Genomic DNA, 17,186 nt, shown 5'->3' with positions numbered 1-17,186 from the left:
AAGAGTACCAAGGTCGCCTGCTTCGGTGTCACCAAGATTAAGGTCGAGTTGCACTTCTACTGGGGCTTCTGATGCATTAGTTAACGAGACAACGAAGTTAGCGGTATCGCCTTCGTTAATCGTACCAGCATCACTAATAGATACTGTCGGACGGTCATCATCTGGCTCAGGCTCTGGTCCCGTACCATCATCGACGATAGTGGCTGTGCCCGTGTCAGTACCTTGAACAGGACCAAGACCTGTTACGTCTACGGTGAAGTTCTCTGGACCTTCATAGACTTCATCATCAATCGAAGCGATTCGTACATCGAACTCAGTTAACCCTGCTGGTACAGTCACTACGCCATCGACAGGGACGGCTACCCAACCAGAGCCCGTGTTGTACTCTAGGGTGCTTAAATCTCCTGCTTCGGTATCACCAAGGTTAAGGTCGAGTTGAACTTCCACTGGGGCTTCAGAAGCGTTAGTTAACGAGACAACAAAATTGGCTGTGTCACCTTCGTTGATCGTGCCAGCGTCAGTGATAGATACGGTTGGACGGTCGTCATCCGGATCGGGACTAGGACCAGTATTGTCATCGACAATCGTTGCACTACCTGAATCAGAACCTTGAACTGAGTCCAAACCTGTCACACTAACACTGAACTCTTCAGGACCTTCAAACACTTCGTCATCAATAGTAGCAACGCGAACATCAAACTCGCTTAATCCCGCAGGTACCGTAACTACACCATCGTTTGGAACGGCAACCCAACCTGAACCAGTGTTGTATTCTAGGACGCCAAGATCGCCCGTTTCGGTATCACCAAGATCAAGACCTAGTTCCACTTGGACTGGAGAATCAGCTTCATTAGTTAGAGACACAACGAAGTTTGCCGTATCACCTTCATTAACAACTCCCGCATCGCTAATGGATACCGTTGGACGGTCGTCATCAGGGTCAGGTCCCGGGCCAGTACCATCATCAACAATGGTCCCTGTTCCCGTCTGAGGAATCGCTTGATTGCCAGTGTTTCCAGACAAAGTAAATGTTTCTGAGCCTTCAAAGAGGTCGTCATCAATCGTACTAATAGTGACACTGTAGCTTATATTGTTCGCTGGCACGGATACATCAAAGCTACCATCTGGATTGACGTTTACGACTTGAGTGCTGTTGTCTTCGAAAGTAATCGTAACGGATGTGTTGGTGTAATCTATTCCACCTTCAGCGCTACCATCAGCTAGATTCATACTGACCACAGTATCGGTCGTACTTAGGTTACTAAGCGTCACATCTAATATGGCTAAATCGCCCTCATTAACCGTAGTATCACTAATAGATGCAACTGTCGGTCTATCGTCATCCGGATTGGGGCCGGGACCAGAACCGTCATCAACGATGGTTCCCGTTCCTGACGTTGTGCCATTTTGATTCTCTGTTGAGCCCGATAACGTAAACGTCTCCGTTCCTTCAAACAAATCATCGTCTATCGTATTTATCGTGACATTGTAACTAACCTCATTCGCAGGGACAGTGACAGCAAAGCTACCGTCTGGGTTTACATTAACAATCTGAGTGCTGTTATCCTCGAACGTAATAGTGACGGAAGTGTTTGTGTAATCTAATCCACCCTCCGCAGTTCCATCAGATAACGTCATGTTCACCGTCGTTTCTGACGTACTCGGGTTGCTAAGCGTTACCTCAAGCACAGCTTCCTCACCCTCGTTTACGGTTGTATCGCTGACAGAAGCAACGGTCGGTCGATCGTCATCAGGCTCTTCACCCGGACCAGTGCCATCATCTGTTATTGTTGCCACACCTGTAACGGGTTCCGGTTGGTTCTCCGTACCACCGCTTAACGTGAAAGTTTCGTTTCCTTCAAATACGTCGTCATCAATCGTATCCACCGTGATTACGAACGACTCATCTCCAATGGGGATTGAAACAGAAAACGTCCCATCTTCTCCGACATTTATTTGATCCGTACTTCCATCTTCAAAAGTAATAGTAATAACCGAGTTGTCGTAATCAGCTCCCCCTGTCGCAGAATCATCACTAAGGGATAATGTCACCTCAGTCTCTTGCTGTGTGGGCTGGTCGAGAGTGACTTCAAAAGACGCTTGATCACCTTCGTTTATTGTCGGGCTGGATATGTCCTGAACGATAACCTGAGCAGGGATAATTATTTGTTGGTTGATAAACTCAAGCAACGATAGCTCTTGAGTTTCTGATAGGGGTATTGCTGTACCGACCGTTTCGAAATCCGTACTAGCAAGGGTCTCTGCGCCTGTGCGATCAATTGCTCCAGTCGACTGTGGACTCGAACCATCGCTTTCACCCGCTGCAGGTTCAAAGTCACCTTCAAGCTGTGCAGGGTCTTCCCCGGCTGCGATTGCCTCAATTAGTGCGGTGATATCGTCCGTTACATTAATTGAGCTGCCATCAGGGGCTATTTGTTCGAAATTCAATTGAGAAGTGTCAGACACTTCAGTGATAACCAATTCCCCAGATGCAGGGACCTGACCTGGTTCTAAGGTCCTAATTTCCCCGTCAATTCCAATAACTACGATATTACTCGCAAGCGAGCTAAAGGTTACTCGATCCATAAATCACCCCACCAGGCTTTCAAGTTGTCAAAAGTTTGTCACCCCAACAAATACGACTATAGTTTAGTCAAAATCATCGTGTTTTCTTTGTATATGGCGACAACGAGATGGGAACGAGTTCCATAGGCGGGGATCGTTTTACTTTAGGCGCGAAACAGGTTGTAGGACGCTATGATATTAAGAATTCAAGCTTTTCTTCTAATAAAGGCTGCCAACCAAATGAGCACTCTGGCTCATATGTGCTAAGGTTTTATTAGGCGGATCACTGGATTTTCTGAATAAAAGCCTAGGGTTAACAGAATGTTGATTAATTCATCGACGATAAGCTGTTATTTGTGATGTTTCGTCTCAATCTTGAGATGAAATAACTAAAAAGCTATACAAATTTTCTAGGAGAACCACTGTGAAATGGAATCGACTAAAAATAGCTTGCTGCTGCAGTTTCATTTTGACGTCACCCGTGTTCGGTCAAACTTTAGAGCAAGCCGTAGCGCTCACGTTGAAGAATAACCCAGACATCAAGAGTGCGTTCAATGAGTTCAACAGTCGTAAATACATCAACGAAGCCTCATCTGGAGCATATTTACCATCCATAGACTTGGATGCGGGCATCGGTTATGAAGGGATTGACCCGGCTGAAGAAGTGAGCCGTGGAGACACGGATTTAACACGAAAGGAAGCGTCCATCACTTTAACCCAGCTCATATGGGATGGCAGCGCAACACTGAATGATATGGACCGAACTGCAGCAGATGCTGAATCGGTAAGGTTTCAACTACTCGCTGACGCTTCAGACACCGCGTTAGAAGTAACCAGAGTTTATTTAGACTCAGTGAAAGCGTACGAAATATTAACGCTGTCAGAGAACAACCTTGCAGTGCATAAGAAAATTTACGCAGATATTAAAAAGCGCGTAAATTCTGGGATTGGATCGACTGCCGATTTAACGCAAGTTGAAGCTCGTTTAGCGAAAGCGCACGGTAACTTGGCGGCTGCACAGAACAACCTTTTCGATTCTCATACCATGTTCACTCGTTTAGTGGGTCAAACACCACAAGGTTTGATCTTTCCACGTGCCGATGAAAACTTCCTTCCTTACACCGTGGACGAAGCAATCGGATTAGCATTTGAAGTCCACCCAGTCATCCAAGTCGCGTTGGCTGATGTGGATTCCGCAAAGTTCCAGTACAAACAATCTAAGGGCGTTAACTACCCAACCATCTCAATTGAAGCTTCTCAGACTTGGCGTGATGATGCGGACGGTCTAAAAGGCAGAAGCGACGAAACACTGGCTATGCTCAGATTGCGCTATAACCTTTATAACGGTGGTAGCGACGCAGCGAACTCCGAAAACTTCGCTTATCAACTCAATAAAGCAAAAGACCTTCGTGAAGGTGCATATCAAAATGTTGAAGAAGGTTTAAGGCTGTCTTGGAGCGCATTGGATCTTACGCTGCAACAAAAAGAGTTCCTATCCGATCACGTAGATTCAGCCGCAAAAACAGTCATTGCCTACGAGAAACAATATCGTATTGGTAAGCGTACCCTACTCGATTTGCTCAACACAGAAAATGAGCTGTTTGAAGCACGTAAGGACTACTTGGATGCCAAATATGCTGAGCAATACGCAAAATACCGCGTAATGAACGCAACCGGTCAACTGCTTAACTCTTTGCGTATCGATATACCACGAGAGTGGCTAGAGAAAGTGGAGTATTAATATGAAAGTAATACCTATTTTTTTCATGGTTGGTTTGATTTCCGCTTGTAGTGGCTCTAATTCAAACAGAGTAACCGGTGATGAATACGAATACATGGAAACACCGACAGCTAACCAGATTGCTGACTTAATCGACGATGACAGAGACGGTGTTATTAATGCACGAGACCTGTGTCCTGGAACACCAGAAGGCTCTTTGATCGATAACGACGGCTGTGGGGAATACGCGAAATCATCCCAAGAAATGCAGATTCGAGTTCTATTTGCTAACGACTCTTCTGAAATCAACCCTGTCTTTGCTCAGCAAATTAGCGACCTTTCTGATTTCCTTAAAGAGTACCCAACAACGTCAATTGAACTGCAAGGTTACACCAGTATCACTGGTACGGATGAATACAATCTTGCCCTTTCGAAACGCAGAGCAGAAAGCGTTCGCAACGAGCTGATTCAAAATGGGATATCACCAGATCGTCTAAGAATCGTCGGCTTTGGTGAAACCAAGCTTGCCGCTCAAGGGACAGATGAAAGAAGTCATGCACTCAATCGCCGTGTAACCGCAACCGTGGTCGGATACAAAGGTGAAGTCGAGAAAGAATGGACTATCTTCACAACGCTACCTAAGAATTAATAGTTAATAATTAATAGTTAAAGCCACTCTGTTAGGTAACCATCTCAAGCAATAACAAAAAAGCCAGCAAGATATCATTGCTGGCTTTCGTTTGGGCTTTCTACACCGAACTGACCAAAGGTACTTCAATCATAGATGAGTGGTAAAACTTGTAGCGCCCCTTCCCTAGTTGTTTTGCGCGGTACACCGCCATGTCTGAGCAATGGAGAAGCGTCTCAATATCTCGCTCTACATCCTCAGTCATCACAACACCAATCGACGCGGTTAGATTAATATCAATACCTAAACGGTCTGCGGTTGCTTGGAGTTGGTGAAGAAACTGATCCAACTTTAATTCTAGCTCTCGCTTACTATTAAACTCTTGAGTTAGAACAACAAACTCATCCCCACCAAAACGACCGATGAGGTCTCGTTTGTGAGCAAAGTGTTCTCGCAAGACTGCCACAAACAACGCAATCACTTTATCCCCAGCCATATGCCCATAGGTGTCGTTGATAAACTTCAGGTTGTCCATATCAAAGAAGATACATGCTTTAGGACTGTTACTGAGCGACAGTGACTTTTCAGCGCCACGCAAGAAGTATTCACGAGTCAGCAAGCCACTTCGTGAGCAAAAAACACCATTCCGACTTGCTTGAAGAACTTGTTCAAAATGTTCCTTTAGTTCCATGGACGTGTCGTTGAACACAACTTGGCTCTCTTCTAAAAATCGGTCAAGGGGCTGGGTCAAACCAACCACTTGTTTCCCCATCATACGAGAAATCACAACGTAAATAGCAATGATCATGAGAACATTCACACCAAACATCATGGTGCCTTCACCCAACAAACTGCTGAACTTAGCTTTGGATAACAGAATCCAAGGTGTTCCATCTACTTTAGTGAATTCAACGTAAGATAGATCAAATGGCGAACTGTAAGTAAAGAATCCCCCATTATTTGCCCCGGTAAGTGCTTTCAGATTCCCTTCGCGATCAAACAGCTTCTCATAACCGTAGTTGAATAAGTTTACCCCTACATAGAACTCATCTTTAGAGTGGCTAATGATATTCAGATCTTCGTCCAGCAAAACGCTGTAGATATCATTTTCGCTATCGCTTTGGAGCGCGGTTTGAATTTCGCCAAAATGAATAGAAGCTGAGATGGTACCCATTAGGTCTCCCAATTCATCGAACATAGGGCGACATAACACGTATACGATATTGCCGTTTGAGATATCAGTGAGAACGTCGGTCATCACTGCTTTTTTACTGCGAATCACTTGATGAAAGTAATCTCGATGAGCGATGGAGTGCACCTTATTGTTGTGCGTGCTCACCATGTTCCCAACTCCATCACTAAAGCCAATACCCGCAAGCTCAAAGGCTTGCTTGTAAGGGACCGCACGATTTGCCCGTTCTTGCAACGTAATATCGGGGTCGATGAAGTGTTCGTCTTTGCTCATTGCTCGTAGTAAATCGCGGTATCCATCGACGATGGTTCCTAGGTTGATCTCCGCCGATTTTACATGGTATCGAGCTAGGTTTTTCGCCTCATCAACTTGTTGATACGCCCAATAAGTAAAGTTAGTAAAGAGTGCTATCAACACTATTGGGACAGTGTAACGCAGGGTGACTGACTGAAGACTTCGAGATACGTTCATGATTTAGTTATTGTTATTTGCCATCGATTAGCGGTTTATTTAAGCCTTTTTCCAGCTCATGGGCCTTGAATGTTGGCGTACAGATTTTAAAAAATACAAGTACGTTTACACTACGGTCTCACCAGCAAGAAAATCCGCCAATTATACTCACCCCTGTATATCGAAACAGACATTTTAGTAGTCTTGACGACAAAACATTTTAATCATTCAACAAATGAAATTTGTTTATAAATATCAGTAAATTGAATAATTCTCACCGAATGAGAAACACAATTTTTATTGATAGATTTAAAGTTTTATATCCTTAACAAATCGAACTTTTGTCGCAGGTGTCACAGTTTTCATATGGCAAAAGTACGAATTTTTGTGCTGAATTTCTAACAGTTGAGATAGTTAGCCTACACTTTTCATATCAACTTATTGGATATGGACGTGCACAGTGGTCGGATCGTTTTCATGGAATAACCTATCGGTAAAACACAAGCTATTTAGCTTGGTTTTCTTACCCATCATTTTGCTTCTCTTTCTAGCCGGACAGCAAGTTCATCGACTATCTAGCCAAGCGCAAGATCTTGAGAAAGCGCAACTGTTCTCTGACTATATGGACAAAGTCTCTTATCTCTATAATTTGCCGAATAACACTGAAGTTACCGATGTTGAAGCAGAAATAAAATCGGTAACTCAATCACTCAGCAATGGTGCCAATGGCATTTTCTTGGATAAAGGCGCTGAGATGAAAGACCTTCTTTCTAGCCTCGAAGAAGCGAACCTCTCTCTGTCGGCAGCCACCGACATGGACGAGCGTCTCGATATCGCAGAGTGGCGTGCAGATACCTACAAACAGATTTTATTGGCATTAGAAAAGGTGCCATTCAATGATGCAACTTTTGAAATTCAAGCCCACCTTTCAGCATTGATGCAAATTGAGTGGTTAATGTTCTGGTCTCAAGAAGAAAACCTGCTCAGTCAATATTTAATTTACTCTATTGAACAAAATCAAAGCTATGACGTAGATGTCAGCAGCGAGATCGACTCCTTAGTTAAGAATCAGCAACTGTTCTTAGAACGCTTCGTCACATTAAACGCCAATCAACAGCAAGTTGAATTGCTTATTGAAACTTTCACCAATGACGTCTTTGTACGCAGTCAAGAATTTAGAAGCTTCCTTTTAAATGAAGAAGCACTTAGTACACTTCCACCACAAGAAATCGCAGCTGGTTTAACAGCTCTAAACGGTCGACTCGCTCTGCTTAAGGCGGTCGACAACAAAATGACGGAGCAATTGCAAGCAGACGTAGAACATGCCATTTCCGCGGCAAACCAACAACGACTGATGTTCATTAGCGTCATGTCAGTCATGACAATTCTCGTCGTGAGCTTAGCCGTGCGTTTGGTTCGAAAAGTAACCAGTAATCTTCAACTGGTTCTTGAGTTTTTACGTCGTGACAGTTACAGCGAAGAATCCCCCCTTGTCGAATTAGTCAAAGGTAAAGACGAACTGAGTAAGTTTGCCCAAGAAGTCGAGAGACTCAGTTATGAACGAGAACAAGCCAAGGTTAAATTAACTCAAGCGAAAGAAGACGCAGAGCGCGCAAAAGACGATGCAATTAAAGCAAGCAAAGCGAAAAGCAGCTTCTTAGCCAACATGTCCCATGAAATCCGCACCCCTCTTAATGGCGTTATTGGTATTTCTGAAGTGCTATCTGATACATCATTAACCGCAACACAGCGCGACTATGTTGATACGATTGAAACGTCCTCCCAACTATTACTTAGCTTGATAAACGACATACTCGATTTCTCTAAGATTGAATCAGGTATGTTATTGATCAGTCCGCACTCGACCTGTGTGCGTGAATCCATTTACGATATTGCTTCTATCGTTTCACCAAAAGCAAAAGAGAAAGGCATCGACCTTAAAGTAAACATCAGCCGCAACACGCCTTTCCGCTTAATGATCGACGATCACCGTTTACGCCAAGTCGTAATGAACTTTATGTCTAACGCCGTTAAATTTACTGATAAAGGAACGGTGCTCCTCTCTGTTACAACTCATGTTGTTTCTGGTTCAAATGCCGTAATGGAGTTTTCTGTTCAAGATTCCGGTATTGGTATTGATGAGCAACAACAGAAAAAGATCTTCGAACCATTCGCACAAGAAGATGACTCCACTACCCGCCAATTTGGCGGTACTGGGCTGGGCTTAGCCATCAGCACTCAACTGGTTGAGTTAATGGGTGGGCAAATTCAACTTGAATCAGAAAAAGGCAAAGGTAGCCGCTTCTTCTTCCAATTGAACCCTTCTGTTGTTCAACTCGACTTTGATGCAAAACACACCGCAAATTATGGACAAATTTGGTTGGTCTGCGACGACACCAACATGGAAACAACGCTTCGTGATGAATTGAACTTCTACCGTATCGCTGTTCACCAATCGGTTACGAGTTTAGAGAGTTTACCAACATGGATTAATGACAATGAGCACATCATTGTTATCTACGCTGAAACTCGACCAAATGCTGCAATGGAAAGCGAAGATCACTTCAACAAGCTTGAATCGCAGAACGTCCGCTTATGCTTGGTTAAACACCTTCATAGTGACCAATTTGATTTTGGTGAAAGTGTCAGTGCCATCATTACGCAACCTCTTCTTGGGCAACGTCTGGTCAAAGCGCTTGAAAATTGCGAGACCAAATTCAACCAAGCAAATTTACAAGCAGTGGTGGGTACATCAGAACCGTCGCAAAGTAAGATTTTGGTGGTCGACGATAACACCGTAAACCAGAAAATCGCAGGCTTGCACGTAACCAAAGCGGGTTTTACTTTTGACCTAGCAGCAAATGGACTAGAAGCGGTCGAGATGTTCAAAAAGAATCAATACTCCTTGATTCTTATGGATTGCATGATGCCAGTTATGGATGGATTTGAGGCCACGCAGAAAATCCGACAGCTGGAACACGAACAAAATCGCAGTATGAAGATCCCAATTATCGCGTTAACGGCAAGTGTGGTCGATGACGACATTCAGAAGTGTTTTGATGTTGGCATGGATGATTACGTACCGAAACCTTTCAAAGCCAACATATTGAAAGAGAAATTAGCAAAAGCGACGGCTGTTCCAATCGTTGAAGACAACGTATCGTCTGCCTTCTCTGGTACTGGCATTAGCGCGAAATCTAAACCGCAAGATAAACCGGAACCGACCTCTATCAATACGCTTCCAAGTCGTTCTGAGCGCATTTTGCTTGTAGAAGATAATACGGTGAACCAGAAAGTTGCCTCGTTATTGCTGAGTAAAGCTGGGTATCAGTTTGAGATTGCCGAAAATGGTCAGATCGCCGTTGATATGTTTCAACAAGATAACGGTTTCGACATCATTTTGATGGATTGCATGATGCCTGTAATGGACGGCTTCGAAGCGACGAAAGAAATCCGTGCTTACGAAAAAAATTCGGGATTACCCAAAACGCCGATTATTGCACTGACAGCAAGTGTTGTGGACGATGATATCCAGCGTTGCTACGACTCTGGCATGGATGCATACGTACCGAAGCCTGTCAGAAAAGAAAAACTTCTGCACCAGATTGAAAGCGTCATTTAAGGGGTAATAGTATGGATACCCACTTCTCTATAGCTAAAAATAACGTTCTCAAATCGCTCTCTACAGCTTTGATGGCTTTTGCTTTGCTGATGTCGTTCGATAGTGAAGCTCTCGCAGCCGATAGCTATGCGATTTTTTCCCTCGACTCTAATTTTGATGAGCTCAACATAACCAAAGCGAGAAAACTGTATCGTGGTAAAACCAAGCGTTTACAAGGTAAGCGAATCGAACTGTCTGATTGGCCGGATGCGTCATCTGAACGTTCAGAGTTCTACCGTTATTTACTCAATAAAAACGCGGCGCAAATGAATGCGCACTGGGCGAGCTTGTCGTTTTCAGGTAAAGCTCGCCCACCGAAAGTCATTGATAATTCCAGTATGGAAGCCCTTTTAGAATGGATGAAAGAAAAGCCTAACCGCATTGGGTATGCACCAGTGAGTAGCCTTCCTTCAAATGCTCAAATCCTCTACGTTGTAAGTTCGGAGAAATAATATGAAGAAAACACTCATCGCATCCATCACGGCAACAACACTAAGTAGCGTCGCTTTCCCGAGCTTGGCAGCAATCGAACTCACCGATAACTTATCGTTAAGTGGCTTTGGCTCAACCTCATGGGCGACAACAGACAACAAAACGCCAGTATTAGTGAATCGTTTTATCGATGACGAAAACTGTTATGACTGTGACACCACATTAGGTGTTCAACTGGATTTTTACTACGACGCGTTTAAAGCATCCGCGCAGGTGGTGAAAAGACCGCAAGACCATTGGAGTGACCCGCAACTAGAGTGGGCTTACCTCGCCTATACCTATGGCAATATTGAGTTTCGTGGCGGTCGTCTGAGAATGCCCGTGTTCTTAGCCTCTGAATACTACTATGTCGGACACGCATTTACCCCTGCTCGCCCACCTAATGAAGTTTATGACAGTATCTTAGGCATCACCGCGTTTAACGGCATTTCATTCTTGTGGAACTATGACATCAATGACAGCATGACACTGACGACTACGCCATTTGTCGGCTTCCACGATGAAAGTACGGTCGACTTCAATGACAGTACTGAGCTCACCTTCAAGACCAATGAAATGTACGGTATTAACTTCATCTTAAGTGGCGATTACTATCGTTGGAATTTCACGTATTTGGATTCGAACTATGACCAAGAAACCAAGTTAACTAACTTCCCGGTTCAAGCCCCTGATGGCTCAATCATTATTCTTCCGTCATACACTGATAAGTTGAAAAATGAGAGCATTAAATTGTATTCATTAGGTGCTGAGTACGAGTTTGATGCCTTCACGTTAACCGTCGAAGGTCAAACCAACGATATCGCTTCCGCTTGGTACGCTCAAGGCGCATATAACCTGAACAAATTTACCCCTTACGTGACTTATGGTCAGCAGTTTGATGACCACGAGCACAAGGTTGGGGACAGCTACCTACTTGGTGTGAGATACGATCTTCACTACAACGTGTCACTCAATGCAGAATGGCAACACTTCAAAGCCTATCGTAATGCATCTGGCGCATTCGTCGATACACCAGAGGATGATAATGCAAACATGTACACCATCATGGTGAACTTTGTCTTTTAGCGCCATGGCAGGTCGAGTAATACCGACCTGCCCGCTTTTCCGAAATGCTCAAACGATGTTCATGTAACGGGCTAACCATTAAACATGTTTTGCTCAATCTTACGATCTCTAAAGTAAAACTCTTTATCGTGCTCGCCGATTTCTCGTAATACTCGACAAGGATTGCCAACCGCAACAACATTAACTGGGATATCCTTTGTCACGACACTACCCGCGCCAATTACGGAGTTTTCGCCGATTGTCACGCCCGGTAATACCACCGAGTTAGCCCCTATCCAAACGTTATTACCAATATGAACTGGGATATTAAACTGAGCGATGTCGCGCCTTAGTTCCGGATCAATTGGGTGCCCAGCAGTCGCGATGGTGACATTCGGTCCAATCATGACATGATCGCCGATATAAATATGAGTGTCGTCAACTAAAGTCAGATTAAAGTTAGCGTAAACATTGTCACCTAGGTGAGTATGGCAGCCCCAGTTAGCTCTCAATGGCGGTTCGATGTAGCAATTCTTTCCAACCGATGCGAGCAAGTGATTCAATATGTTAGAGCGCTTCTCTCCCTCCGAAGGACGTGTTTGATTGTAGTCGTATAAGGTCTCTAGACATTCAGTTTGCATTGCTGCCAACGCTTCATCATTGCAGAAGTACACCTGTTGGCTGTGTAGCATGATTTTCTTATCCATTGTCGTTCCTGTTTAGGATGTTCTTTGCAAAAATTTAGCAAAGAGACGCTCAAAGAATCTTGGCAAAAATCATGAAAGTAGCACCGCATCGCAATCAGAAATAAATAATGCCATCAGGCGCACAATTTCACGCGATACGAGCAACAGACAAAAATGGGAGATGGTTAAACACTAATTGAATGGAGATGAGACAAGACGAAAGAATGAAACGTTGAAATGAAAGTTGCCATCAAAAATGCCGCGAAAATCGAATCTTACGGCTTATGCCCAAGTGACTTTGATATGCGGAGTTCAGAGTGTTGTCATTGATTCGAGGTTACTTGGGTATGTTATCAAACGGTCTTATTTCTTCTTTTTGCGGTTTTCTAATCGAGCTTTAAACTTCTTGTTTCGACGCTTTAGAGCACGGAAAAATTTAGACTCTTCGTGATACCAACCTATCACGCTAATCGGAAAGCCCACCAGCATCACGATAAATAAATCCGCAGGAAACTGCTCCGTGATGTCTTTAAAGGTTTGCAGCTCACCGAATATAAACAAGCCAATGACTTTGCCAAGCAGCAACGCACAGCAGATCATCAAGAAAGACTTAATAATATAGTGCCACTTGCCTTTCTTGCGCTCTTCTCGCCAATACACGTATTTGTGCTCGCGGTTGTACATTGCCCCTCCAAGTTCGTGACATTGTCACGGACACTATCGCGAATGGTTACCTATTTTGTTAATGGGCGTAGGCGCATTGCTTACGCACTACTTCTAATCATAGTGCTATTGGAGGGAGTTGCTTGTCAGACCAATAAGAAATGACGTGAATTTTACCTAGACTGCCACATCTGCTTGTATGAACGGAACTCCTTGTTCGACTCATCCAAACCAAAACGTGCCGCAAGCGCTTCTAACTCTTGCTTATAACGAACAAGTGAACTTTCGTCATCGGTCATAATGGCGAATTCCGCAAAGTGCCCAATGCCTTCTAGATGGTCGAGAGTAATATGGAACGAGCCGATAAAGTAAATGCTGCGTACTTTTTTGGTTTGAAGAATCACTTCGTAGCCCATGTTTCCTAGCATACTTTTGGCAGCATGTGACTTAGTAATATCGGTGGCTTCACAGCGATCCTCTTCCGGTCCTTTGACAATCCAAAGTTTGATACCAGACGGCTCGATTTCTCGGATTACCAGACTTTTTCCATCATGACTGAGTTTGCGTTCTGGCGTGTCGTAGAACCAATCAGACTCTTGATTGTCTTCAAACATGACTTCATGTTCTAAACCACTCAACACCGCTAAAAAAGCTTGTTTATCTTGTACACGGTATTTCAATTCGACTTCAAACTGACCTTGAAAATGCTGATCTGCACTCATGTGGCAACCTCATTACTGCTCTACACCTCATACCTCTGGGTGTTTCAAAGCAGCAGGATGGTAGCACAGCCTAAGTCGCGAATCTGATAAACAGACCTTTCTTTTAATGTTTACGAAAGACCCAGATTGGTCCTATCAAAAGAAACTGAATATCTTCGAAAAACGAGGGCTTCTTCCCCTCTATCTTGTGCCCGATAAACTGGAATATCCAAAGGATTCCAAATAGCAGCATTGAGATGTGGAGTACCGGCCAACCGAGTATCTCCATTGACCATATCAAGCCAATACACGCAACCGTGTAGCCGATCATCATCATAAATACGCTTAGTGAGAGTCGGAAATAAAAGATCCAAGCTGGTAACGCCGCCAGCCATACCCAATTGAGATTGAACCCAAACAAAGGAATCTGCGGAATGGACCATATCAACCCGACAACAGAAAGAAAGATGCCAGGGACAGCAACTTTATGAATTTTCTGGTTGATTGGATTTTGATGGCTTTCACCGTAAGCTTCTAACCATTCAGAGAGTGCACGCATAACTTCACCTTTAACATCACCATAACATTTATATAGTCGGTGCGAGTTAAAGGTGCGAGTTTTTGTTTATTGATATTGATAATAAGCCGAATATCTGTGAGCAATAACAAACTATCTTACTGATATCCAAATGAAATACGCTGAGCTTTGGTTAATTTGGCGACCACAAGATCATATGAGCGTTCACACAAATCTTGTACTAACCCGTCTTCAGGCGTTACTTTTCGGCTAGAATGGCGAGCACCTTCTCTTTGATTTTAAAAACCAACGCATCAGGACCGAACGGAAAGTCACTTTCTGCGCACATCAATGTATCGAGAAACTGCGCTAACTATCTAATGCTCGCGATTCATCCCTATCCTAAACCTTTGAATTCATTTATTCATATTGAGGCAATAACAATTTTAATGCCTGATTAACCTGTTCTCTTTCGTCACGAGTCAACGATCCCATTAATTCATGCTGAGCCTGTAAATGTTGCTCAATAAGCGCATCGATCAGCTCAAAACCTTTTGAAGTAAGCTGAACACTCACACTGCGGCGATCTTCTTTGCTGTGCTCGCGAGCGATCAATCCTTTTTTTTCCAGCTTGTCGAGTCGATTGGTCATGGCACCAGACGTCAGCATCATCGATGAGATCAACTCCGAAGGGGTTAAACGATAAGGTTCACCACTACGACGCAACGTAGCTAATACATCGAACTCACCCATTTTAAGATCGTAGCGCTTATGCACTTCGGCAACGTGGTTTTCCATATATTTAGCAATTCGCATTAAACGCCCCATGATCGCCATTGGCTCGGTATCGAGATCAGGCTTTTCCTTAGCCCACTGACTTACCACTCTATCAATTGCGTCCATTTATCCTTTTATCTCCAAAGACATTTTGATTGACCAATTTATTTTAACATAAAGATACTTTACAAGAAGCAATAACGAGCGTACCTTTACAACAAATTATCTCAACGTAAAGATATTTAATATGAACATTTTACTCGCGATGATTCCGGCGTTCTTCTGGGGTACAACGTACGCTGTGACACAGTTTACTTTGCCAGACTGGCCGCCAGTGTTACTTGGTGCACTGCGAGCATTGCCAGCTGGCTTATTGCTACTTGCTATCAAACCTTCATTACCAAAGAAACAAGATTGGAAGATCTTGCTTGTGCTTGGCACGATTAATATTGCCCTCTTTTTTGGTCTCATTTTCGTGATGGCGTTAACCTTGCCTTCTGCAATCTCTGGTGTAGGTATGATTTCAGTACCTGTCTTTGCCATGCTGTTTGGATGGATGGTTTACAAGCGCCAACCGAGCCTTATTCAAGGAGTCAGCGGTGCCACCCTTATCGCCCTGGCTTGGTTTTTGTTCGACCCAAGCTCGATTACGCTAAACCCGATCGGTCTAGTGGCTATGCTCTCTGCCATTATGTGTATTGTAATCGGCAGCAGCGTAACTAAGTCTCTAGGTTCAAGAATGCATTGGTGGACGGTACTCACTTGGCAACTTATTTTAGGCGGCGTTGTTTTATCTATCGCGGCAGGTGTACTAGCAAGCATTAACCCTGAGCCATACGTTCAAGCAGTCGAAAACATCACTCTAAGAAACCTAAGTGGACTACTGTGGGTCATCATACTCAACACCGCAATTGGCTACGGCATGTACGTGTGGTTATTGCAGCGTATGTCGGTTGTGGACTTTACTTTCGGTGGCATTGCTAACCCTGTTGCGGGCATTGTTTCTGGTTTGGTTTTGATGGGTGAAAGCTTCACGCCTATTCAATACAGCCTAATGATCGGCATGATTACGATGTCACTTGTGCCTCAGTTGGTTCTTTCACTCAAAGAAAAGCGCAATGTCAGCCTCACTAAACCTTGTGAATCCAAATAACGCAGAGCGTTAACAGATCTCATTAATTCACAATAAAAGCCCGAGTTGATGATCGGGCTTTTTGTTGTTTCGTTAATCCCTTCACCTTTATCGTTCTATAAAAAATGCCCACCGAATCGGCAGGCACTTTGTACTGTTCTATACCCAAGTAACCTCGAGATAGTAGATGGCGCTCTTTAAGAGAGCTTCTTCATTTGCATCCCCATAAAGATAAAGCTAATGCCTTCAATCAATAATGAGATACCAACAAAAGTGCCTAGCAATGTAGTCGAGAACGCAGGATCGTCGAGCAACATAAAGAAGTAGCCACCAATCAGAACAGAAATCACGCCACTGAACACGATCACATTACTGCTTGGTAAACTGCGATTACTTAAGCCGAAAAATACACGGGTTAAACCATTTAGAATCATCACGATCACCATCAACATAGTAATGGTCACCAAACCTGCCAATGGTTTAAACAGAATGAACAGACCGCCGACAATATACAGCACAGCACTTAATACGTACCAAAGCTTCTCTTTCCACACATTAATAGAAAACGTGTGGTATGCCTGAACCAAACCACTGAACAGTAGTACCGCACCTACGATAGTCGATATCGTTACGCCCGCAAGCACTGGCAAACTCATAGCACCAATGCCCATTAAAGAGATAATAACGCCAACGATAACGAAGTATTTCCAGCCTTTAGACAAAAATGTAGGCTGTTGTGATTGATTAGAATTTTCCATTGAATGCCTCTTGAATTAAACGCGAGCCGCCTTCTCAGTCTAGTCTAATAAAACATAGGGAGTTCACAGACTTAACAGAAATACGTGTCCCGTTTGCATAATTGGATGTTAAACCTGTATCACATCATCGGCTATACGCTATTTTTGAATAATAAGTTTCAAGATTGCTGGATTAAACCAGTGCAAAACAAAGAGATGGA

Annotated in this window: 14 protein-coding genes and 1 pseudogene; 6 read left to right on the top strand and 9 right to left on the bottom strand. The window is 43.7% G+C overall.

Annotated elements, in window-relative coordinates; genetic code table 11:
* Nucleotides 1-2,586 (bottom strand): Calx-beta domain-containing protein (locus MHO32_RS06395; RefSeq protein WP_272491980.1); only part of this gene is annotated, 2,586 nt, incomplete at its 3' end.
* A 403-nt stretch (nt 2,587-2,989) separates the two neighbouring features.
* Here MHO32_RS06395 and MHO32_RS06390 point away from each other — a divergent pair.
* The gene (locus MHO32_RS06390) at nt 2,990-4,306 is read left to right on the top strand and encodes a TolC family outer membrane protein (RefSeq protein WP_026138255.1); all 1,317 of its coding nucleotides are present in this window, start codon (nt 2,990-2,992) and stop codon (nt 4,304-4,306) included.
* Nucleotide 4,307: 1 nt separating this feature from the next.
* The gene (locus tag MHO32_RS06385) at nt 4,308-4,934 is read left to right on the top strand and encodes an OmpA family protein (protein WP_005445925.1); all 627 of its coding nucleotides are present in this window, start codon (nt 4,308-4,310) and stop codon (nt 4,932-4,934) included.
* A gap of 100 nt (nt 4,935-5,034) precedes the next feature.
* Here MHO32_RS06385 and MHO32_RS06380 read toward each other — a convergent pair whose 3' ends face one another.
* On the bottom strand, nt 5,035-6,576 hold the full coding sequence (locus MHO32_RS06380; RefSeq protein WP_239210959.1) for a diguanylate cyclase: 1,542 nt from the start codon (nt 6,574-6,576) through the stop codon (nt 5,035-5,037).
* A gap of 439 nt (nt 6,577-7,015) precedes the next feature.
* Here MHO32_RS06380 and MHO32_RS06375 point away from each other — a divergent pair, with 439 nt between their 5' ends.
* Genes MHO32_RS06375 through MHO32_RS06365 form a run of 3 tightly spaced genes read left to right on the top strand, consistent with a single transcriptional unit; the run spans nt 7,016 to nt 11,773 of the window.
* Nucleotides 7,016-10,177, top strand: a complete 3,162-nt coding sequence (locus MHO32_RS06375) for a response regulator (RefSeq protein WP_239210955.1) — start codon at nt 7,016-7,018, stop codon at nt 10,175-10,177.
* Between the two features lie 11 nt (nt 10,178-10,188).
* Complete coding sequence (locus MHO32_RS06370) at nt 10,189-10,668, top strand: hypothetical protein (RefSeq protein ID WP_005445931.1); 480 nt, start codon at nt 10,189-10,191, stop codon at nt 10,666-10,668.
* A gap of 1 nt (nt 10,669) precedes the next feature.
* Nucleotides 10,670-11,773, top strand: coding sequence for a porin (locus MHO32_RS06365; protein ID WP_005445933.1), 1,104 nt, complete (start codon nt 10,670-10,672; stop codon nt 11,771-11,773).
* Between the two features lie 71 nt (nt 11,774-11,844).
* Here the strand turns inward: MHO32_RS06365 and MHO32_RS06360 are convergent, their stop codons facing one another.
* The 6 genes and pseudogenes from MHO32_RS06360 to MHO32_RS06335 all read right to left on the bottom strand — a co-directional run bounded on the left by MHO32_RS06360 (nt 11,845) and on the right by MHO32_RS06335 (nt 15,222).
* Nucleotides 11,845-12,459 (bottom strand): sugar O-acetyltransferase, encoded by a 615-nt coding sequence (locus MHO32_RS06360; protein WP_239210953.1) that lies wholly within the window; start codon nt 12,457-12,459, stop codon nt 11,845-11,847.
* A gap of 342 nt (nt 12,460-12,801) precedes the next feature.
* A complete protein-coding gene (locus MHO32_RS06355) occupies nt 12,802-13,122 on the bottom strand; it encodes a hypothetical protein (RefSeq protein ID WP_005445937.1) in 321 nt (106 codons plus the stop codon).
* 152 nt (nt 13,123-13,274) lie between these two features.
* Nucleotides 13,275-13,823 carry a class IV adenylate cyclase gene (locus tag MHO32_RS06350; protein ID WP_239210951.1) on the bottom strand — a complete coding sequence of 183 codons (549 nt, stop codon included), beginning with the start codon at nt 13,821-13,823 and terminating at the stop codon, nt 13,275-13,277.
* A gap of 103 nt (nt 13,824-13,926) precedes the next feature.
* Nucleotides 13,927-14,361, bottom strand: coding sequence for an Mpo1 family 2-hydroxy fatty acid dioxygenase (locus tag MHO32_RS06345; RefSeq protein WP_005445940.1), 435 nt, complete (start codon nt 14,359-14,361; stop codon nt 13,927-13,929).
* Between the two features lie 116 nt (nt 14,362-14,477).
* Nucleotides 14,478-14,668: pseudogene (locus MHO32_RS06340) on the bottom strand (MmcQ/YjbR family DNA-binding protein).
* A 71-nt stretch (nt 14,669-14,739) separates the two neighbouring features.
* Nucleotides 14,740-15,222, bottom strand: coding sequence for a MarR family winged helix-turn-helix transcriptional regulator (locus tag MHO32_RS06335; protein WP_049535987.1), 483 nt, complete (start codon nt 15,220-15,222; stop codon nt 14,740-14,742).
* A 121-nt stretch (nt 15,223-15,343) separates the two neighbouring features.
* Between MHO32_RS06335 and MHO32_RS06330 the strand changes: the two genes are divergently transcribed.
* On the top strand, nt 15,344-16,249 hold the full coding sequence (locus MHO32_RS06330) for a DMT family transporter (RefSeq protein ID WP_239210950.1): 906 nt from the start codon (nt 15,344-15,346) through the stop codon (nt 16,247-16,249).
* Nucleotides 16,250-16,425: 176 nt separating this feature from the next.
* On the opposite strand, the gene MHO32_RS06325 is transcribed toward MHO32_RS06330, so the two are convergent.
* Nucleotides 16,426-16,986: an HdeD family acid-resistance protein gene (locus MHO32_RS06325; protein WP_005445951.1), complete on the bottom strand. Its 561-nt coding sequence runs from the start codon at nt 16,984-16,986 to the stop codon at nt 16,426-16,428.
* Nucleotides 16,987-17,186 lie beyond the last annotated feature (200 nt).

This window comes from Vibrio sp. MMH1-50 (assembly GCF_022347645.1).
GTDB classification, from domain to species: Bacteria; Pseudomonadota; Gammaproteobacteria; order Enterobacterales; family Vibrionaceae; genus Vibrio; species Vibrio harveyi.
The sequence above is the reverse complement of the archived record's forward strand: the minus strand, read 5'-3'. Positions and strand labels throughout refer to the sequence as shown.